This is a genomic window from Kitasatospora sp. NPDC056651, assembly GCF_042792155.1.
In the GTDB taxonomy this organism is placed as follows: domain Bacteria; phylum Actinomycetota; class Actinomycetes; order Streptomycetales; family Streptomycetaceae; genus Kitasatospora.
Genome location: NZ_JBHTWX010000150.1, coordinates 1 through 17,898 on the forward strand (window position 1 = coordinate 1; position 17,898 = coordinate 17,898).

Here is a 17,898-nt window from a genome sequence, read left to right on the forward strand (position 1 = left end):
GCCCCCGCACCCGACCCGGACACCGGTCCGGTGCGGACGCCGTGTCGCGGTCCCTCACAGGAGGCCGTCGCGTTGGGCCTGGTGGACGGTGGGGACGGTGGCGGTGAAGCCGAGGCTGCGCAGGAGGGTGCCGTCGGTGCGGCCCGTCCAGGGGTCGGTGAGCGGTTCGGCGGAGCACTCGTAGGGGGCGCCGACGATCCGGGCGATCTCGTGGACGGTGGTGGGGGCCTCGTCGACGACGTTGACGGTGTGTCCGTCGAGTGCGCCGGTGAGGGCGAGCCGTACGGCGGTGGCGATGTCACGGTGGTGGACGAGGCTGAGGGCCCGGGCGGGGTGCCACTTCCAGTTCGCCAGGAGGCCGGGGGCCGATTCGAGGTGGCCGTCCTGGTCGCCGTAGACGAAGCCGAGGCGCAGGATGCTCCAGTTCAGGCCGCTGGCCCTGAGGTCGGCTTCGGCCAGGAGCTTGCTGGCCGGGTAGGGGGCGTCGGCGGTGGCGGGGTCGTCCTCGCGGGCGGGCCGGTTCAGTCCGGGGCCGTAGACGAGGCTGGTGCTGGCCATCGTGACGCGTGCCCGCGGGGCCTGGGCCCTGGTGGCGGCGATGAGGTTGCGGGTGCCTTCGACGTTGGTGCGGTGGACGGCGTCGGCGTCCTGGGCGCGGAAGAGGGCGGCCAGGTGCACGACGTCGGTGACGCCGTCGAGCGCGCCGTCGAGGGAGGCGGCGTCCAGGATGTCGCCCTCGACGGGGGTGACCCCTTCGGGGACGCTCCTGCCGGGCCGGACGAGGGCGCGGCAGTCGAGGCCGGCTTCGATCAGGCGGGGCAGGAGGCGGGTGCCGACCAGGCCGGTGGCGCCGGTGACGAGGATCGTCATGTGAGGTGTGTCCCCTGTTTGAGAAGGAGTGAGAGTCGTTCGGTGGCCTCGCGCAGTACGCGGGAGACCAGGGCCTGCTCCTCCTCGCTCACGCCGTCGAAGGCGACGGAGAGGATGCGGGCGATGGGATCGGGCAGCCGTTCCCACAGTTCGTTGCCCGCCTCGGTCAGGCGCAGCGTCTTCTGCCGCAGGTCGCCGGGGTCGGGTACCTGTTCCACGAGTCCCTTGCGGACCAGTGCGGCGACGACGCCGGTCATCGTGGCGCGTTCGATGCGCAGGAGTTGGGCGAGGTCGCGCTGCTTGCCGGGGCCGCCGTGGGTCAGGTGGTGGAGCACGTACCACTGGGTCGGGCCGAGGTCGTAGGGGCGCAGGACCGACTCCAGGACCGCCTGGCTCGTCTGGTGGTACCGCTTCGCCCAGGCACCCGTGGATTCGTGCTGTTCACGCGTTTCTTTGCTAGCCACCTGACAAATATTGCTAGGCGGCTAGCGAAGTGTCAACGGGCGGACGGTTCGCGGAGGATGAGATGGCATCAGGTTTCGCAAATGGATCTCTAGACACAACTGGTTTGTCATGCAAACCTGATGGGCGTGACGACACATCATGTTCCGTCCCCGAGCGACCCCCGCAAACTCCTGGCGATGAAGCAGGCCTTGGTCCGCCACGTCCGCCGCGAGCAGCGCGGTGCCTGGTTCGCGCTCCTCGTCTTCGCCGCCGTGCGCTTCGCCAACGCGCCGGTGGTCCGCTACGGCCAGGGCGACCACAACGGCGACCTGCCGCCGGCCATGTGGTACTGGCCGGTGGCGCTGCTGCTCGCCTACGGCGCGATCACCTGGTTCTACGTGCGACGATCCGCGCGCGTCGGCCTGGGCATCCGGGTCGGGCCGTACCTGGTGCTGGGCATCGCCCTGGTGGTGTTCATCACCGGCTACGTGGTGTGGGAGGCCCGGCACCCGGGGTTCCTCGGCGATCTGCGCGGGCCGTCGCCCTTCGCCCCGTTCTTCGACACGGTGCTGAGCCCGGCCGGCACGATCGGCCTGGCGCTGCTGCTGCTCGCCCGGATCGAGCGCAGCTGGGCGCTCCTCGCCATCGCCTGCGGGTACCTTGGCGCCATGCTCAGTACCACCGATCTTTCCGACCGTTCACCGTGGGGCTTCCCGGGCATCCTGCTCGAAGGAGGTGTGCTGCTGCTCGGCGGCGTGGGCCTCGCTCTGCTGCCACGGCTCAAGGGGCGGCAGGCCGCATGACCGAACACCCCACCAGCAGCCTCGACGACGTCGTGCACCAGCGCGTCCGCCTTGGCATTCTCGCCGTGACCAAGGAAGCCCGGCGGGTGGAGTTCACGTTCCTGCGCACCTCGCTCGGTCTGACGGGCGGCAACCTCTCCCAGCACCTCGGGGTGCTGGAGAAGGCGGGGCTGGTCACGATCGACAAGGGCTACGAGGGCAAGCGCGCCCGCACCTGGATCCAGCTCACCAGGGACGGCCGGAAGGCCCTGGAGGACGAGATCGCGACGCTCAAGGCCCTGATCGATCAGCTGGAGGGGGCGGAGGAGGACACGGACCCCGGCTGAGCCGTTCACCCGATGTCGTAGCGCACCGGCACTTCGCACCCGCACCCGCGTCAGCGCCCCTCGCCCGACCAGGCGAGGGGCGCTGTGGCGTGGGGCCGCCGGACGGCTACGGCCAGGGGTATCCCACCTGCTCGGGGTTGTAGCCTCCGCAGAGCTCGGCGGTGGCCCGGGGATCGCCCGTGGTCAGCTGCGCCAGGAGACGCTCGGCCTGCTCCGGCGGGGCGTCCGCGGAGATCGGGAGGGGCATCTGGAACTGGGCGTAGGGCAGATCCGTCCCGTCCCGGCCGGGGGGATGCCTCAGGACGATCTCGATCCGGTCGGGTTGGTCGCGCCAGGTCCAGACGGCCTCCAACTCGCACCCCCACCTGGCGAGCCAGTCCTCGCGCTCCCTCAGCCCCGCTTCGAGCAGCGTCGCGACTACTGCCGCCGGCCACTCCCAGTCGCGGTCCTCCTCGGCGCGCAGGACCTCGGCGTCGTACTGGTCCGCGGCGAAGCGGAGTTCCGGCAGATGGAGGTCCGGACGGGTCGCGTCGCGCCAGCCCGCCCAGACGACCTGCTCCCCGTCCCGTCCGACCGTCACGTACAGGGCGCCGCAGCACGTCTCGAAGCCGCACCCGGATCGGGCGAGCCGAACCTCGTGGGGCGTCGCCGTGGCGCGCAACGGCCCGCCCCGGGCCAGCAGGTACCGGATGCTCGACGCCACGTACCGGACATCGAAGTCCTCGGACCTGGAGGGTATGCCGGCCAGCAGATCGCGGCCGTTGACGATCGGGCGGACCTCCAGGCCGGGCCCGTCGGGTGGTGGGCGGCGGATCGTCAGGTCGAGGATGTCGGGTTCCATGGCCACCGGCCCATGATTGCGGAGAAGGCCGCGACTGTCAGGTGGATTTCGCGGCGGCCTGAGCTCAGGGCGGCGGCCGGGGCGGTGGGAGGCCGTCCGACCACGGCGGCACCGCCGACGCGGACGTCGACGCCCTGGCCACCCTGGTCGTGGACACCCTGCTGCGGGGGTTCGGGGGCGAGCCCGGGCGGGCCTCCGCCGGACTCCGAGGCCCGCGGTTCCGATAGGCAAGTCCCGACTTGCCTATCCGCCAGGCACCTCGCCGGCCCGCGACCGGCCCGCGACCGGACCGGGCCCGCCACGGGCGGCGACACGGTTCCGGCGGCCGGATCGATCGCGCAGCGCCCGCCGGGGCTCGGGACCAGACACGAGCGTGGCCGGGGGTCCAGTACTGGTAGGAGCCCGTGATCGGGTGATCCGAGTTCGTCCGCCGCAGCGGGCGGTCGTTGGCCCTGCGCAACGGTGACAGGCTTTCGCAGAAACGCAGGGCCGGAAGCACGGTTGTATCGGCAGCGGTCAGGCAGACGATCTACAAGGTTCCGGCATCCGGCCAGAGGGACCAGTGGGTGTTCGCCTGGAGCGTCGGTCGGTACCGGGTCGGGTCCCCGGTGTCCAAGACCTCGGCGATCATCTGGAACGTCTCGTGCCCGCTGGGCATGACATTCCAGAAGTCCTCCGGTTGGTTCCACTCGTCAAGTCGCATCAGCTCCGGCAGGTCGGAGGGAATGCCGGCCCGCAGCTCCGTCTCGTCGGCCAGCAGGAGCCTCCTGTTCGTTGGCGCGAGCAGGCGGAACACATCCTGCAGAGGGGTGTTGGCATCGGCGTCTACCGTCAGCGCGATGCCGCGGACGACCGCCGGGACCCCTCCCGCATAGACCTCGGCGCCGTCGGGATCGATCTCCTCCATGTTGTCCACCCGTGCCAGGAAGTCGCCGAACCCGGGCTCGCCGCGCGTCAGACAGTTGCCGAAGCAGTGCATGACGTCGATGAGGTTGCCGCCGCGCGGGCTGTAACCCAGCAGTTCGACGACCACGGCCCAGCGTATGCTGTCGCCGAGCAAGTGGATCCGCGCATCGACCGGGTAGTAGTAGCCATTGTCGAGATCAGGGAACTCTCCCTTGTCCGCGCAGAGATCGAACTGTCCGAGGATCGACGAGGTTGTCATCACGGTCTCCAGGCTAGGACCGGGCGCTCGGCCACTTCCTGGCGGGAGTCTGCTGCCTGGTGGCGGCGGCTGACGACTCACTTGGTGTGCTCTCCGGGGCGTACTTCTTCCAGGTTGTTTTCTTCGGGGTGAAGTAGGTTCTGGCCCAGGTTGTGTGACCAGTGACGGTCCGTAGGCGCCGGGGCTGACAGCTACCGCAGGACGACAAGAGGTTCCGGTCTCGGCATGCTGAACATCGGGCCGCGTGGGACACATAAGGCTCGGTGTCGGAGAGGTCCCCGTAGCCTCGGCGGGTGATCGGCGACCGGCCCTCCGATTGCCTCGGCGCCACTGAACTCCCCGACCAGTCATGCAAGAGCCAACGAATCGGTCGGCGACATGGGTACAGTCAGGATCTGCGATGGCACCACGCCAACTCCGGGTCTGCCATCGGCTCGTGATGCGTTCGCCCGAGGAACACCACGTCCAGGCGCTCCACCTGCACCCGGAGTTCTCCGGCGGCCCTTGGCGGAAGCATGAACAGAACGTCTTGCAGTTTGTCCCGGGCCCAGCCCTCACCGCAGCAGGGGCAGGTGAACTCGGCCTCCCACCGCCTCCATCGGCGCTTGGTGCCGTGGACGCGCACAGACCACACGCTCAGCGCCACCACCACGATGCCCGGAGACAACCGCTCCCGTTCGAGCACACGGACGGCGGCATTCGCCGCTCCCGACAGACCTGGGACATCGCGATACCGCACCCAGGGTCCTCCCCAGCCGCGTTCCCGCGACCGAAGCGAAGCTGGTGTTCTACGAGGGAGCGGATGGTGCCGTGGTCGATGGCGATGCTCGTGAGCCGCTGGCCGGCCTGGCGGCGGGCGTGAACCGTCCCGGGGCGGGTTCGGGCCTGCACCCGTGAAGGCCCGGACCCGCGATCGAGGGCGTCATACAGCACGATCTGGTTCGCGCGACGGTTGAGGATCCACGGCACGCGATGCCCACGTGGCGTCCCGGCTCCCCCCGGACATGTACGCGCCGAATGCGGAGGTGTCGAGATCCTTGAGGGACTCCAGTATCAGCGTGGCGATCGCGAAGCGAGGATCGCGGCGATCGGCGGCCTCGGGAACGGCGATGACCGTCATCTGGGCTGACACGCCGGCGAGGACGCCGTTGAGCGAGTCCTCGATCACGACGCATTCGTCGGGTGACGCGCCGAGGGCGGCGGCTGCGCGGAGGTAGGCGCCCGGGTGGGGTTTGCCGTGTTCGTCGTCTTCGGCCGAGAACACGGCATCGAAAGATCGGTCAAGGCCGGTGCTCGCGAGTGCGTGCCGAATCACCGACTCCGGCGAGGACGACACGACGGCCATCGCCCTCGATGTACGCGCGCACGCCGCGACGGCGTGTTCGGCGCCGGGTTTCAGCGCCACTCCCTCCAACCTGCGGCACACGGCGGCCACGATCTGCTGCTCGACGTCGTCGGGGTCGGCTCGCATGGTGGCCCGATCGAACCAGTAGGCCACCATGTCCCTTTGCCGCAGCCCGCGCGTCGCCGCCTGCATCTCCGTTGTGAGGTGCAGGCCGAGCGGACCGAACACTTCACGCTTTGCCGCGTCCCAGATCGGCTCGGAGTCGATCAGAAGGCCGTCCAGGTCGAAGAGGACAGTCGGTTGCATCGGTTGCTCTTTCGTTGGCGATCACGCGAGGACGAGACGATTCTCTGCCCCGCCGTGCGTATGCAGATGGTGCCGTGGTCGATGACGATGCTGATGAGCCGTCGGCCGGCCCGGCGGCGAGGGTGAACCGTCCCAAGGTGGGCTCGTCGGCCCAACCCTGGTCGGCCGGCCGCTTCATCCTCGATCGGACTCCTTCCACAGTAGCCGGAACCGGCTCCGGTCCGAGTACGGCAGCGATCTCCTGACGGGGCATCACCGGCTTTCCGTCGGGTGCTTGTTCGGTGGGCGCGACCACCGGCCCTGGCGGGACCGTGTTCGTCATCCCCCGCCCCGGCTACGTCAGGGTCATCACCTCCGACCGGCGACCTCCTGCGGACAAGGACACCCCGGTCACCCTGGACCAGCTCCAAGCCGCTGTGGACGACGCGCTCGGCCGCCACGTCGAGCTGCGCGCCGCGCGCCGGCCCACCTGCTCGACTGCTACCACGCCGAACGCCACACCGCTGGTGCGCATGTGCTGGCCAACACCCAGGCCCAGGTGCTGCTCGGCGATGTCGGCGATGTCGGTGATATCGGCGATCGGCTCGGGCCGATCGCCGACCTGCTCACCCGCGTCGCCGGCCACCCTGCGGGAAACCGCGCCCTCGCCGAGACCATCACCGGACTGGACACCCGCTACGAGATGCGCCCCGACTCCGACCACCCCTGGCTGGGCCGCCTGGCGCCCGACCTCGCCTTGACCACGGGCAACAGCCCCACGCGCCTGGCCGGGTTGCTCTCTTCGGGACGCGGCCTGCTGCTCGACCTGACCGCAGGCGGCGCCGTCCGCGAGTCGGCCGCAGGATGGGCGGACCGCGTGGACATCGTCACCGCGACATGCCCCGACCACCCCGAACTCCACGCCGTCCTCCTGCGGCCGGCCGGACACACCGCCTGGCTGCACGTCGCCGGTCACGACCACGCCGACGGGCTCCACCAGGCGCTGCACCACTGGCACGGTCCGGCGGCACCGTCCGACGCCGCGTTCGCGGAGTCGTCCCGCCGGCGAGCCGGGTGCTGCCACCGTCGCGTGCGGTCGGAGGATCGGAAGGGGGTGGGATCAGAGCGCCCCTGACCCGGGTCGGCTACCGATGCGAGGCCGTCCGGGAGGACGGTTTCCCCGCCCCGCCCGCGTCCTGGTGCTCCGCCGCCGCGGGGGTGGCCACGGGACCGGTCCGGGTGTGCGTGGTGCGGAGCAGGGTGGCGATGAGGACGGCCGCCCCGGCCATCAGGACGGCGCTGACCATCGAGGCGATTCGGGCCTCCTGGGCGAAGGCGTCGAAGGCCGCGTCCCGCAGGGAGTCGGCGGTGCCCTTCGGGAGGGTGGCGGCCGTCTCGACCGCGCCGCCCAGGGTGCTCTTCGCCGCTTCCAGCACGTCGGACGTGAGGCCGCCGGGAGCCGTGGCGGCCAGTTCGGAACGGTAGACCGCGGTGCCGACGCTGCCCAGGATCGCGATGCCCAGGGCGCCGCCGAACTCGGCCGAGGTCTCGGCCAGGGCGGAGGCCGCCCCGGCCCGTTGTGGTGGCGCGGCGGAGAGGATCACCTCGGTGACGACGGCGGAGACGGCGCCGACGCCGATCGAGACGACGGCCATGCCGCCGACGAGGTGGACGATTCCCGAACCGGCCCGGAGCAGGGCGAGCAGGACGTAGCCGGCGGTCGCCACGAGCAGCCCGGCGGCGACCACGTTGTGCTTGCCGACGCGGGGGGCGGCCGCGGTGGCCAGCGCGATGCCCAGGGGCATCACGAGGAAGGTGGGCAGGGACCACAGGGCCGACTCCAACGCCCCCATACCGAGGACGAGTTGCATGAACTGCCAGTTGAACAGGCTGAAGCCGACCAGCCCGAACGTCGCCAGCGCGTCGATGAGCAGGGGCACGGTGAACCGGCGGCTGCGGAACAGCCTCGTGTCGATCATCGGGCTCGCGGCCCGGTGCTGGCGGAGCAGGAACGCCGCGCCCACGGCGAGTCCGGCGACGCAGCACGCCAGGGGGATCCACCCGAAGCCGTGTTCCGCCGTGGACTTGATGCCGTAGATGACGCTGAGCACGGCCACGAGGGACATCGCGGCGCCGGGCAGGTCGAAGCGGCCCGGCTCGGGGTCGCGGTGTTCGGTGAGCAGCAGTGGGCCGAGGACCAGGAGCAGGACCATCACCGGCACGTTGATCAGGAAGACCGATCCCCACCAGAAGTGCTCCAGGAGCAGGCCGCCGATGATCGGGCCGAGCACGGCGCCGCCGGCGAATCCGGCGGTCCAGATGCCGACCGCGGTGGCTCGCTGCGCGGCGTCGTGGAACGTGCTCCGGATCAGGGAGAGGGTGGACGGTGCCAGGGTGGCTCCGGCGATGCCCAGGAGCATCCGGGCCGCGATGAGCGTCCCGGGGCTGGTCGAGCAGGCCGCGAGGACCGAGGTGACGCCGAAGGCAGCGGCGCCCGCGAGCAGCACCCGCCGCCGCCCGAAGCGGTCGCCGAGCGTGCCCATGGTGATGAGCAGGCCGGCGAGGAGGAACCCGTAGGAGTCCATGATCCACAGTTGCTCGGAGCCGCTCGGACCGAGGTCGGCCGCCAGGGAGGGGAGGGTGATGAACATGACGGACATGTCCATGGACGCGAGCAGGCAGGGCAGCACCAGGACGGCCAGGCCGACCCACTCCCTGCGTCCGGCTCTTCCTTCTGGTGCGGTCATAGGCCTTCTCCCGGTCCCTGCGAGGTCCGGAGACGGGTGATGACCGCTCCGGATGCGTACGACGTACGCGCTGACGGCATGCAGAGTACGCACGCCGGAGAAGATGCGGCAATGTCTTTTTCACCTGCGAGTTTGAAGCAGAACCGGAGCGCCTCGTGCTGACGGGATAGAATTTCGTCACAACATCAGTGGTGTGACGAAAAGGAGCGTGCCGATGTCCGCGCAGCCGACATGCGCGTCGTGCGGAAGGGTGCTGGAGCCCGCGGAGCGGGGGCGGCCGAGGATCTACTGTTCCCGTGCGTGCCAGGCGAGGGTCTACCGGACGCGCAGGGCCGAGGCGCCGGTCCGTGCCCCGGAGAAGGACGACGGCACGCGGCAGCTCACCGTCGAGCGCATCGTGCGGGCCGGGATCGTCATCGCGGACGCGGAGGGGCTCGACGCGCTGTCCATGCGCCGGGCCGCCACGGAACTCGGCACCGGCGCGATGTCCCTGTACCGGCACGTGGCGTCCAAGGACGACCTGGTGACCCTGATGGTGGAAGCCGCGCTGGCCGAGATCCCGTTGCCCGACTCGCCCCCGCGGAACTGGCGTCACGGCCTCGAACGCGCCGCGCAGCGTGACTGGGACCTGTACCACCGCCACCCGTGGATCCTGCCGAGGGTCATGATGACGACCCGTGCGTACTTCAGCCCGGCACTCGCGGCGGACAGCGAGAGCGCCTTCTCCTCGTTCGACGGGCTCGACCTCGAACCGGCCGATGCCTTCCGGTACATGTTCATGTTCGCCTCCTACGTGCAGGGTGTGGCACTGATCCTGGTGAGCGACGCGGAGGCGGAGCGGCAGTCGAGGACCGCCACGGGGGAGGGGGCGAAGACCCCGGACGGCGCGCAGGACCCGCTGTACGAACCCGGGGCGTATCCCCGGCTGGCCCGCGCCATGCGCGCGGGCGCCGATCCCTGGGACCTCGACGCCCTGTTCGCCACAGGTCTCTCCGGTGTCCTGGACGGCATCGCGGCCGACCTCGCGCGACGGCACACCGGCGGCGCCTGAGCCGCGCCCGGGGGAGTCGCCGGCCCAAGGCCCGTTTCGTCGCCGGAAGTTGACCGCGGGGCCGCCGGGCTGCTGGGCCGCGGGGGCCGTGGGGTCGGGCCCGGGCCCGGGGTGAAATATGCGAATGCGGCAGGGGAACCCCGTCCCTATGATGGCCCGATGCCGATCAAGCAGCTCCAAGTCACCTTCGACTGCGCCGAACCGCAGCGCGTCGCCCGCTTCTGGTCCGAGGCGCTGGGATACACCGGGCCGCAGCTGCCGGAGGGGTACGCCACCTGGGAGGACTTCGACCGCGAGCGGCCCGCCGACTACGAGAGCCCGGAATGGGCGGCCTGCGCCGACCCCGACGGCGTGGGCCCGCGGCTGTACTTCCAGCGCGTTCCCGAGGGCAAGGTCGTCAAGAACCGGGTGCACCTCGACGTGCGGGCCGGCGCCGGGCTCGTGGGCGAGGAGCGGGTGGCCGTACTGGAGGCCGAGTGCGCGCGGCTGGTCGCGCTCGGCGGGGTGCGGCTGTACCTGCAGCGCGCCGACGGCGTCAACGAGTCGTGCCTGACGATGCAGGACGTCGAGGGCAACGAGTTCTGCCTCGACTGACGACGCCGGGCCGACGACCAGTTCCCGGGGAGGAACACCGGATCCATGACCACGCTCTCACTGCCCGTCAGCACCGAACGGCTCCTGCTGCGCCCGTTCACGCCGGACGACCTCGACGACCTGCACGCGTATCAGGGCCTCTCCGAAGTCGCCCGCTACCTGTACCGGCCGCCGCTCACCCGTGACCAGTGCGTACAGAGCCTGACCCGGCGCGCGGCCGGCACCGCGTGGGCCGAGGACGGAGACAGCCTCTGCCTCGCCGTCTGCCCGGTCGGCGAGGCGAAGGCCGTCGATGAGGCGAAGGTCGTCGGCGAGGTCGTCCTGAAGCTCGCGAGCGCGCGGTCGCGCCAGGTCGAGATCGGCTGGATCTTCAACCCGGCCTACGGCGGCCGGGGTTACGCGACCGAGGCGGCGCGTGCGATCGCCGGGCTGGCCTTCGCCGAGCTGGGCGCCCACCGGCTCTTCGCCCGCCTGGACGCGCTCAACACCGGATCGGCACGGGTCTGCGAGCGTCTCGGCATGCGCCGGGAGGCGCACCTCGTCGAGAGCGACCTCGACGGCGAGCGCTGGGGCAGCGAGTACGTCTACGCGACGCTCGCCCGGGAGTGGAAGGCCGATCGGGCCTGATCGAACGGCCCCGGCCGTGCGGGCTCGGTTCGCGTCGGCCTCGGCGTCATGACGGACGAACGGTGGCACCCGACCTCGGGGGGTCGGGTTCTCGTCCCGCACGCGCCCGACCGTGCCCTCGTCCACGACGTCGTCTACGACGAACCGACCCGAGGGCGGATCCGGGACTCCTCGCGGCAGGAGCTCAAGCGGGTCGTCGAGGCCCTCGCCGAACGGGGGGCCGAGGGCGTGATCCTCGGGTGCACCGAGATCCCGCTGATGATCGGCTCGGCCGACACCCGGGTGCCGCTCTTCGACACCACCCGCCTGCACGTCGAACTGGCACTGGCCCCATAGGGCACGGCGCACGGCGACACCTCCCGCACCGGTGCTGCCTCGGGATCGGCAGCAGCATGCGGAGGCATCATCGCGGTTCCCAGTCCCACGGGGCCGGGCGGGCGCCGCGCGGGCAGGCGGCTTCACGGAGGGCCGGTCGCCGCCGCAGCCGCCTCGACGAACAGGACGGTACTCAGCCGATGGCGGGGCTGCGGCGTTCGATCAGCACGACGTCGCGCCACACGCCGTGGTGGCGGGCGATACGTTCGCGGGTGCCGACCACCCGGAACCCGGCCCCGGCGTGCAGGGCGAGGCTGGCGGTGTTCTCCGGGAACACTCCGGACTGGACGGTCCAGATTCCGGCCCGCTCGGTGGAGGCGATCAGCGCCGCCAGCAGCCGGCCGGCGACGCCCCGGCCGCAGGCGTCGGGGTGGACGTAGACGGAGTGCTCGACCACCCCCGCGTAGGCGGGCCGGGCGGAGACCGCGCTCACGGCGGCCCAGCCCAGGACCCGGCCGTCCCGGTCGAGGGCGACGTGGCGGTGCGCCGGCAGCCGGGAGGCGTTGAACTGCTCCCAGGTCGGCGTGGCGGTCTCGAAGGTGGCGTTGCCCTCCTCGATGCCCGCCTGGTAGATCGCCAGGACCTGCTCGGCGTGCTCGTGCCCCATCGGGGCGAGGGTGGTGGCGGTGTGCGGCATCCTGGGTTCCTTCGGCCGGCGGGTCAGCGGCCGAGGTCGAGCAGGGCGGCCATGGCGGCCACCACGGACGGCTCCACCCGGTAGTACACCCAGGTCCCGCGCCGCTCGCTGGTCAGCAGTCCGGCCTCGCGCAGCTTCTTCAGGTGGTGCGAGACGGTCGGCTGGGACACCCCGACGTCCTGGATGTCGCACACGCACGCCTCCGCGCCCTCGTGTGAGGCGACCTTCGAGAACAGCCGCAGCCGCACCGGGTCCGACAGTGCCTTGAACATCGCCGCCATCCTCACCGCGTCCGCCTCGGACAGCTCCGCCGAGGTCAGTGGCGGGCAGCACGGTACGGCCTCGGGCTCAAGCACCGACAGCTCCAGATTCGACATGTGTCTATGTTGACACCTGTCGAATCGAGGTGGCAAGGTCGACACCGTCAACACATCGACGTTTGTCGAATCAGTCGGGTCGGCGAGGCCGCACCCGCACACCTCCCACACCTCGCACACCCGATCGTCCCGAAGGGGAGAGGACCACCATGAACCCCGGAACCGACCTGCCCGTCCTCGTCATCGGCGCAGGCCCGATCGGCCTGGCCGCCGCCGCCCACCTCACCGGGCGCGGCCTGCCCGCCCTGGTCCTCGAAGCCGGGCCCGCCGCCGGCGCCTCGGTGCGCGAGTGGGGGCACGTGCGGCTGTTCTCCACCTGGGCCGAACTCGTCGACCCCGCCGCCGAGAAGCTGCTCGCCCCCACCGGCTGGACCCGCCCCGACCCCACCGCCTACCCCACCGGCGCCGACTGGGCCGAGCGGTACCTCCAGCCGCTCGCCGACGCGCTCGGCGACACGGTCCGCTACGGTGCCCGCGTCACCGGCGTCGCCCGCGCCGGCCGTGACCGCGTCGTCGACTCCGGCCGCGAGGACCAGCCCTTCACCGTCCACGTCGAGCACGCCGACGGCCGCGAGGAGCGGATCACCGCCGCCGCGGTCATCGACGCCTCCGGCACCTGGAACACCCCCGGCCCCCTCGGCGCCGACGGTCTGCCCGCCCTCGGCGAGAAGGCCCACGCCGGCCGCATCTCCTACCGCGTCCCCGACCTGGCGGACCCCGCCGTCCGCGCCCGCCACGCCGGCAGGCGCACCGCCGTCGTCGGCTCCGGCGCCTCCGCCTTCACCGCCCTGGCCGCCCTCGCCGACCTCGCGGAGACCGAGCCCGGCACCCACGCCGTGTGGATCCTGCGCCGTGGCATCGGCGGCTCCACCTTCGGCGGCGGCACCGCCGACCAGCTCCCCGCCCGCGGCGCCCTCGGACTCGCCGCCAGGGCCGCCGTCGAAGGCGGCCACGCCACCGCGCTGACCGGCTTCCGCACCACCGCCGTCGAGCGGCACGGCGACAAGCTCGCCCTCGTCGGCGATGACGGCCACCGCGCCGACGACCTCGACGAGATCATCGTCCTCACCGGCCTGCGGCCCGACCTGTCGTTCCTGACCGAGCTGCGCCTCGGCCTGGACGAGCGCCTCCAGGCTCCGGCCGGCCTGGCCCCGCTGATCGACCCCAACCAGCACTCCTGCGGCACCGTCTACCCGCACGGCGTCGGCGAACTGTCCCACCCCGAGCAGGGCGTCCACCTCGTCGGCATGAAGTCCTACGGCCGCGCCCCGACGTTCCTCGCCATGACCGGCTACGAGCAGGTCCGCTCCATCGCCGCCCATCTCGCCGGCGACCACGACGCCGCCCGGCGCGTCGAACTCACCCTCCCCGAGACGGGCGTCTGCGGCGGCGCGGGCCTCTTCGACCAGCCCGACACCCAGGAGAGCGGCGGCTGTTGCGCCGCACCCGTCGCAGCTCCTGTCCCCGCCGCCGTCCCCGTGGTCATCGGACTGACCGCCCCGACCGGCCAGGCCCCGGCCGCCGGCGGCTGCTGCTGACCCGTCGCGGCCGCGCGCGGTGGCCTGGGTCTTGCTCGGAGAGGGCATCTCGTGTCAGGGCGGCTTCCTCGGGCGCTGGTGCGGCAGCGGCCGGTTCCCGTGGATCACGGCGATCGCCGCCCGCCGCAACGCCCCCTGCTCCCGGCTCGGGTGAGCGGCTCGCCGGCCCGGGGTATGCGGTGCGGTGTCCCACGTCGGCATACAATGGACTGCATGGTCCATTCCGAGGGAGGCGTCGTGGGCAAGGAGCTGACGGCGAAGGGACGGGCGACCCGTGGCCGCATCGTCGAGGGCGCGGCGCTGGTGCTGCGCGAGAAGGGCATCGAGCAGACCACCCTGGACGAGGTGATGGCTCGCACCCGCACCAGCAAGAGCCAGCTGTTCCACTACTTCCCCGGCGGCAAGGAGGACCTGCTGCTCGCGGTGGCCCGGTTCGAGGCCGAGCAGGTCCTGGAGGACCAGCAGCCTCACCTGGGCTGCCTGGACTCGTGGGAGGCCTGGCAGCAGTGGCGGGACGTGATGATCAGGCGTTACGAGGAGCAGGGCGACCGGTGTCCGCTCGGGTCGCTCTCACTCCACCTGGGCCGAAGCACGCCCGGGGCGCGGGCGATCGTGGTGGAACTGCTGCATCGCTGGCAGGAGTACCTGGCGGTGGGCATCCGTGCCCTGCAGGCGGCCGGCCACCTGCCCCGAGAGGTGGATGTGGAGGAACGGGCGGCGGCACTGCTGGCGGCGATCCAAGGCGGGGTGACGATCCTTCAGTCAACCGGGCAGGCCTACCACCTGCGGGTCGCACTCGACCACGCGATCGGTGACCTGCACCGCTTGGCCGACCAGCGGCCGGTGGCGATCACGGCCCGCTGACCTGCGACCCGGGGAACGCCCACGAGCGCCGCCACCGGTGGGCGGTCATGGCGGGAGCAGGAGTAGGAGCAGGAGCAGGGCAGGAGCTTGGCGACGGTCCGGTGCGGGGCGGGGTCCACGTGGGCGGGCCTTCGCCGCGTCCGCGAGCGGGTACCGGGCGCCGGTCCTCGGCGTGACCGTGCGGGCGGCGACCAGATCGACCGCTTCGCCCGCGTGCGTGCGACGGCAAGTCCGTTCCCAGGGGGCCGTTCGGGGCAGTCCCGCCGCAGTTCGTCCGGTGGCGCGGCGCCTTGCGGGCACGTTCCCGCCGGGGAGGGAGCCGGGTGGAGCGGAGGGCGGACAGGGCTGCCGGGCGGCCGTCGCCATATTTTGGACTTGCAAGTCCAATTTTGTTTCCGCAGCCTGGCACTGCGCCCGGAACGATCCGGGCGCGGCGGGCGGGCCGGAGGGGGTGCGGCGCGCCGGCCCCACGCGGGAAAACGGCAAGGAGTACAGGCATATGGCCGGACGGCTTGAGGGCAAGACGGCGCTGGTGACCGGCGCGACCAGCAACATCGGACGCGCGATCGCGGAGGCGTTCGCACGGCAGGGCGCACACGTGGTGGTCTCCGGACGCAGCGAGGAGCGCGGCGCCGAGGTCGTGGGGCGGATCCGGTCCCACGGCGGGCGCGCGCAGTTCGTGAAGGCGGATCTGGACGGCAGCCCGGAGGCCTCGCGCGCACTGGCGAAGGACGCCGAGTCCGCGCTCGGCGGGCGGATCGACATCCTGGTCAACAACGCCGGCATCTACCCCGGCGGCGGCACGTCCGCGATCGACGAGAAGACCTTCGACCAGGTCTACGGCGTGAACGTGAAGGCGGCGTTCTTCCTGACGGCCGCTGTCGCACCGTCCATGGTCGAGGCAGGCAGCGGAGTGATCATCAATCTGGGGTCGTGGATCGCCCGGCTCGGCATTCCGAGCGCGCTGTACAGCTCCACCAAGGGCGCGGTGGAGACCCTCACGCGGGCCTGGGCCGCCGAGTACGGGCCGCAGGGGGTCCGTGTCAATGCCATCTCGCCCGGCGTGGTGCACGAGAAGGTGCCGGGTGAGGTCCGCCCGGGCGAGGTGATGATGAACGGGACCCCCGCTGGGCGGATGGGCCACCCCGCCGATGTTGCCGAGGCGGCGGTCTACCTCGCCAGTGACGAGTCCGCGTTCGTCCACGGCATCGTCCTGGACGTCGACGGTGGCCGTACCACCGTCGCGGTGGTCGCCCGTTAGGTGTGTCGACCCGCAGCGTTGTCGACTCGCCTGATCGGTGGGAGGCCTCCGAGCGCGGTGTGGCGATGACGGCGGCAGCCGTTCCAGGGCGACGCCGTTTCCGTGGGTCTGCCTGATGTGACGGCATTTCAGATTCCTGGGGCGAGGCCGGAGTTCGGGGGAGCGGAGGCGGGCGCGGCCTTCGGGTGATCATGAGGTGTCGAGTCCCTGATCACCGTGACGGAAGACCGTGCCCGCACGCTCGTCGTCGCCCACCCCGGCCGTCTCCGGATTCCGACTGAGACCCGCAGGCCTTGTTGTCGGCCGGCACTGCTCTGTCCTCTTTCACCTGGGTCTCCGGGAGCGGGTTCGCCCGTCGTGGCCCCATGGAATGACCGGCGCGTGGACCTTATCGAGGGGCCACGAGAGCCCTAGTCTGGAGGGACCGGCACACACCAGGAGAAGCGCATGTCCGCACGCCTCAACGAGTACGGCCAGCCCGTCGGCCACCCGCTGCCCGAGTGGACGGCGCGTCCCGCGCCCGCCCGGGTCACCCTGGAGGGCCGCCTCTGCCAGGTGGAGCCCCTGGACGCGGACCGCCACGCCGACGACCTGCACGCCGCCTACGCCCTGGCGGCGGACGGCGCGGACTGGACCTACATGGTGACCGGCCCCTTCGAGTCCGCGGCCGACTACCGCGCCTACGTGACGGAGGTGGCGCAGTCGGACGACCCCCTGCACTACGCGGTCGTCGACTCGCGCACCGGCAAGGCCGTGGGCACCCTCGCCCTGATGCGCCAGGAGCCGGAAGACGGCGTCGTCGAGGTCGGCAGCGTGACCTTCTCGCCGTTGCTGAAGCGGACCCCGGTGTCCACCGAGGCCCAGTTCCTGCTGATGTCCTACGTCTTCGACGAGCTCGGCTACCGCCGCTACGAGTGGAAGTGCGACAGCCTCAACGCGCCCTCGCGCAACGCGGCCCTGCGGCTGGGCTTCACCTTCGAGGGGATCTTCCGCCAGGCCATGGTCTACAAGGGCCGCAGCCGCGACACCGCCTGGTTCTCCGTCATCGACTCCGAGTGGCCGCGCGTCGGCAAGGCGCTGCGGGAGTGGCTCTCGCCGGACAACTTCGACGGGGAGGGGCAGCAGAAGCGGCCCCTGTCCGCCGTCCGCGCCGACGTCGAGGAGCCGGGCCGCTGACGGGCGGCATCGACCGCTCGTAGCGCGCCCGCGCTCACACCCCGCCCGCGTACGAAGAAGGAAAGAGCACCACATGACCTCGACCGCCCTGACCATCCGCCCCCTCGCCACGGCCGATCAAGCCCGCTGGCGTGTGCTGTTCCGCCAGTACCGCGAGTTCTACCGGCTGGAGGAGTCCGAGGAGGTGGTCTCCCGCGTCTGGGCCTGGCTGACGGATCCCGCGCACGAGTGCGACGCCCTCGTCGCGGAGGTCGACGGCGCCGTCGTCGGGTTCGCGCACTACCGCCCTGTCCCCTCCCCGTACACCGGGACGACGGGCATCTTCCTGGACGACCTGTTCACCGATCCCGCGGTCCGCGGCCGGGGCGTCGGACGGGCGCTCATCCAGCGGCTGCGAGAACTCGCCGCCGCCGAGGGGCGATCCTTCGTGCAGTGGGTCACCGCGGAGGACAACGACCAGGCCCAGGCGCTGTACAACACCGTCGCGGAGCGCACGAGCTGGGTCACGTACGAGAGCGGGGTCTAGCGAGCAGCCGTCCGGCCGACCGCCGACGGCGTACACCGTCGGCGGC

At 71.6% G+C, this 17,898-nt stretch carries 20 protein-coding genes; 12 read left to right on the forward strand and 8 right to left on the reverse strand.

Annotated elements, in window-relative coordinates:
- Positions 1-54 precede the first annotated feature (54 nt).
- Both ACFRAR_RS35765 and ACFRAR_RS35770 read right to left on the reverse strand, forming a co-directional pair.
- Positions 55-870, reverse strand: coding sequence for an NAD-dependent epimerase/dehydratase family protein (locus ACFRAR_RS35765; RefSeq protein WP_380704066.1), 816 nt, complete (start codon positions 868-870; stop codon positions 55-57).
- Positions 867-1,334: a MarR family winged helix-turn-helix transcriptional regulator gene (locus ACFRAR_RS35770; RefSeq protein ID WP_380704068.1), complete on the reverse strand. Its 468-nt coding sequence runs from the start codon at positions 1,332-1,334 to the stop codon at positions 867-869. The genes ACFRAR_RS35765 and ACFRAR_RS35770 overlap by 4 nt, the downstream gene beginning before the upstream one ends.
- A 177-nt stretch (positions 1,335-1,511) precedes the next feature.
- On the opposite strand from ACFRAR_RS35770, the gene ACFRAR_RS35775 reads away from it, so the two are divergent.
- Positions 1,512-2,117 carry a hypothetical protein gene (locus tag ACFRAR_RS35775; protein ID WP_380704070.1) on the forward strand — a complete coding sequence of 202 codons (606 nt, stop codon included), beginning with the start codon at positions 1,512-1,514 and terminating at the stop codon, positions 2,115-2,117.
- A complete protein-coding gene (locus tag ACFRAR_RS35780; RefSeq protein ID WP_380704072.1) occupies positions 2,114-2,443 on the forward strand; it encodes a winged helix-turn-helix domain-containing protein in 330 nt (109 codons plus the stop codon). Before ACFRAR_RS35775 ends, ACFRAR_RS35780 begins: the two co-directional genes overlap by 4 nt.
- 106 nt (positions 2,444-2,549) lie before the next feature.
- Here the strand turns inward: ACFRAR_RS35780 and ACFRAR_RS35785 are convergent, their stop codons facing one another.
- From ACFRAR_RS35785 to ACFRAR_RS35795, 3 genes are all read right to left on the reverse strand, one after another.
- Positions 2,550-3,284 (reverse strand): hypothetical protein, encoded by a 735-nt coding sequence (locus ACFRAR_RS35785; protein ID WP_380704103.1) that lies wholly within the window; start codon positions 3,282-3,284, stop codon positions 2,550-2,552.
- Positions 3,285-3,813: 529 nt separating this feature from the next.
- Positions 3,814-4,449, reverse strand: coding sequence for a DUF7003 family protein (locus ACFRAR_RS35790; RefSeq protein ID WP_380704105.1), 636 nt, complete (start codon positions 4,447-4,449; stop codon positions 3,814-3,816).
- Positions 4,450-5,371: 922 nt separating this feature from the next.
- Positions 5,372-6,100, reverse strand: coding sequence for an HAD family hydrolase (locus ACFRAR_RS35795; RefSeq protein WP_380704074.1), 729 nt, complete (start codon positions 6,098-6,100; stop codon positions 5,372-5,374).
- Between the two features lie 514 nt (positions 6,101-6,614).
- On the opposite strand from ACFRAR_RS35795, the gene ACFRAR_RS35800 reads away from it, so the two are divergent.
- On the forward strand, positions 6,615-7,214 hold the full coding sequence (locus ACFRAR_RS35800) for a hypothetical protein (RefSeq protein WP_380704076.1): 600 nt from the start codon (positions 6,615-6,617) through the stop codon (positions 7,212-7,214).
- 10 nt (positions 7,215-7,224) lie between these two features.
- Here the strand turns inward: ACFRAR_RS35800 and ACFRAR_RS35805 are convergent, their stop codons facing one another.
- Complete coding sequence (locus ACFRAR_RS35805; protein WP_380704078.1) at positions 7,225-8,826, reverse strand: MFS transporter; 1,602 nt, start codon at positions 8,824-8,826, stop codon at positions 7,225-7,227.
- A 214-nt stretch (positions 8,827-9,040) separates the two neighbouring features.
- On the opposite strand from ACFRAR_RS35805, the gene ACFRAR_RS35810 reads away from it, so the two are divergent.
- The 4 genes from ACFRAR_RS35810 to ACFRAR_RS35825 all read left to right on the forward strand — a co-directional run bounded on the left by ACFRAR_RS35810 (position 9,041) and on the right by ACFRAR_RS35825 (position 11,434).
- On the forward strand, positions 9,041-9,877 hold the full coding sequence (locus tag ACFRAR_RS35810; protein WP_380704080.1) for a TetR/AcrR family transcriptional regulator: 837 nt from the start codon (positions 9,041-9,043) through the stop codon (positions 9,875-9,877).
- A 159-nt stretch (positions 9,878-10,036) separates the two neighbouring features.
- A complete protein-coding gene (locus tag ACFRAR_RS35815; protein ID WP_380704083.1) occupies positions 10,037-10,471 on the forward strand; it encodes a VOC family protein in 435 nt (144 codons plus the stop codon).
- Positions 10,472-10,516: 45 nt separating this feature from the next.
- Positions 10,517-11,098: a GNAT family N-acetyltransferase gene (locus ACFRAR_RS35820; RefSeq protein WP_380704085.1), complete on the forward strand. Its 582-nt coding sequence runs from the start codon at positions 10,517-10,519 to the stop codon at positions 11,096-11,098.
- 48 nt (positions 11,099-11,146) lie between these two features.
- Positions 11,147-11,434 carry an aspartate/glutamate racemase family protein gene (locus tag ACFRAR_RS35825; protein WP_380704087.1) on the forward strand — a complete coding sequence of 96 codons (288 nt, stop codon included), beginning with the start codon at positions 11,147-11,149 and terminating at the stop codon, positions 11,432-11,434.
- Positions 11,435-11,606: 172 nt separating this feature from the next.
- Here the strand turns inward: ACFRAR_RS35825 and ACFRAR_RS35830 are convergent, their stop codons facing one another.
- Complete coding sequence (locus tag ACFRAR_RS35830; RefSeq protein WP_380704089.1) at positions 11,607-12,110, reverse strand: GNAT family N-acetyltransferase; 504 nt, start codon at positions 12,108-12,110, stop codon at positions 11,607-11,609.
- 23 nt (positions 12,111-12,133) lie between these two features.
- Positions 12,134-12,487, reverse strand: coding sequence for an ArsR/SmtB family transcription factor (locus ACFRAR_RS35835; protein WP_380704091.1), 354 nt, complete (start codon positions 12,485-12,487; stop codon positions 12,134-12,136).
- 149 nt (positions 12,488-12,636) lie between these two features.
- On the opposite strand from ACFRAR_RS35835, the gene ACFRAR_RS35840 reads away from it, so the two are divergent.
- From ACFRAR_RS35840 to ACFRAR_RS35860, 5 genes are all read left to right on the forward strand, one after another.
- Entirely contained in the window at positions 12,637-14,025 is a 1,389-nt protein-coding gene (locus tag ACFRAR_RS35840; protein ID WP_380704093.1) for an FAD-dependent oxidoreductase, read from the forward strand.
- 213 nt (positions 14,026-14,238) lie between these two features.
- Positions 14,239-14,889: a TetR/AcrR family transcriptional regulator gene (locus ACFRAR_RS35845; protein ID WP_380704095.1), complete on the forward strand. Its 651-nt coding sequence runs from the start codon at positions 14,239-14,241 to the stop codon at positions 14,887-14,889.
- Between the two features lie 499 nt (positions 14,890-15,388).
- Positions 15,389-16,150, forward strand: a complete 762-nt coding sequence (locus ACFRAR_RS35850; RefSeq protein WP_380704097.1) for an SDR family NAD(P)-dependent oxidoreductase — start codon at positions 15,389-15,391, stop codon at positions 16,148-16,150.
- A gap of 447 nt (positions 16,151-16,597) precedes the next feature.
- Complete coding sequence (locus ACFRAR_RS35855; RefSeq protein ID WP_380704099.1) at positions 16,598-17,326, forward strand: GNAT family N-acetyltransferase; 729 nt, start codon at positions 16,598-16,600, stop codon at positions 17,324-17,326.
- 73 nt (positions 17,327-17,399) lie between these two features.
- Positions 17,400-17,852 (forward strand): GNAT family N-acetyltransferase, encoded by a 453-nt coding sequence (locus ACFRAR_RS35860; protein WP_380704101.1) that lies wholly within the window; start codon positions 17,400-17,402, stop codon positions 17,850-17,852.
- Positions 17,853-17,898: the final 46 nt, after the last annotated feature.

Excerpts from the sequence above, each read along its gene's own strand:
- ACFRAR_RS35820 (WP_380704085.1), top strand. The coding sequence starts at position 10,517 with ATGACCACGCTCTCACTGCCCGTCAGCACCGAACGGCTCCTGCTGCGC.
- ACFRAR_RS35845 (WP_380704095.1), top strand. The coding sequence starts at position 14,239 with ATGGTCCATTCCGAGGGAGGCGTCGTGGGCAAGGAGCTGACGGCGAAG.
- ACFRAR_RS35830 (WP_380704089.1), bottom strand. The coding sequence starts at position 12,110 with ATGCCGCACACCGCCACCACCCTCGCCCCGATGGGGCACGAGCACGCC.
- ACFRAR_RS35765 (WP_380704066.1), bottom strand. The coding sequence starts at position 870 with ATGACGATCCTCGTCACCGGCGCCACCGGCCTGGTCGGCACCCGCCTC.
- ACFRAR_RS35840 (WP_380704093.1), top strand. The coding sequence starts at position 12,637 with ATGAACCCCGGAACCGACCTGCCCGTCCTCGTCATCGGCGCAGGCCCG.
- ACFRAR_RS35790 (WP_380704105.1), bottom strand. The coding sequence starts at position 4,449 with ATGACAACCTCGTCGATCCTCGGACAGTTCGATCTCTGCGCGGACAAG.
- ACFRAR_RS35850 (WP_380704097.1), top strand. The coding sequence starts at position 15,389 with ATGGCCGGACGGCTTGAGGGCAAGACGGCGCTGGTGACCGGCGCGACC.
- ACFRAR_RS35855 (WP_380704099.1), top strand. The coding sequence starts at position 16,598 with ATGTCCGCACGCCTCAACGAGTACGGCCAGCCCGTCGGCCACCCGCTG.
- ACFRAR_RS35785 (WP_380704103.1), bottom strand. The coding sequence starts at position 3,284 with ATGGAACCCGACATCCTCGACCTGACGATCCGCCGCCCACCACCCGAC.
- ACFRAR_RS35835 (WP_380704091.1), bottom strand. The coding sequence starts at position 12,487 with ATGTCGAATCTGGAGCTGTCGGTGCTTGAGCCCGAGGCCGTACCGTGC.
- ACFRAR_RS35780 (WP_380704072.1), top strand. The coding sequence starts at position 2,114 with ATGACCGAACACCCCACCAGCAGCCTCGACGACGTCGTGCACCAGCGC.
- ACFRAR_RS35860 (WP_380704101.1), top strand. The coding sequence starts at position 17,400 with ATGACCTCGACCGCCCTGACCATCCGCCCCCTCGCCACGGCCGATCAA.
- ACFRAR_RS35810 (WP_380704080.1), top strand. The coding sequence starts at position 9,041 with ATGTCCGCGCAGCCGACATGCGCGTCGTGCGGAAGGGTGCTGGAGCCC.
- ACFRAR_RS35795 (WP_380704074.1), bottom strand. The coding sequence starts at position 6,100 with ATGCAACCGACTGTCCTCTTCGACCTGGACGGCCTTCTGATCGACTCC.
- ACFRAR_RS35815 (WP_380704083.1), top strand. The coding sequence starts at position 10,037 with ATGCCGATCAAGCAGCTCCAAGTCACCTTCGACTGCGCCGAACCGCAG.
- ACFRAR_RS35805 (WP_380704078.1), bottom strand. The coding sequence starts at position 8,826 with ATGACCGCACCAGAAGGAAGAGCCGGACGCAGGGAGTGGGTCGGCCTG.
- ACFRAR_RS35825 (WP_380704087.1), top strand. The coding sequence starts at position 11,147 with ATGACGGACGAACGGTGGCACCCGACCTCGGGGGGTCGGGTTCTCGTC.
- ACFRAR_RS35775 (WP_380704070.1), top strand. The coding sequence starts at position 1,512 with ATGAAGCAGGCCTTGGTCCGCCACGTCCGCCGCGAGCAGCGCGGTGCC.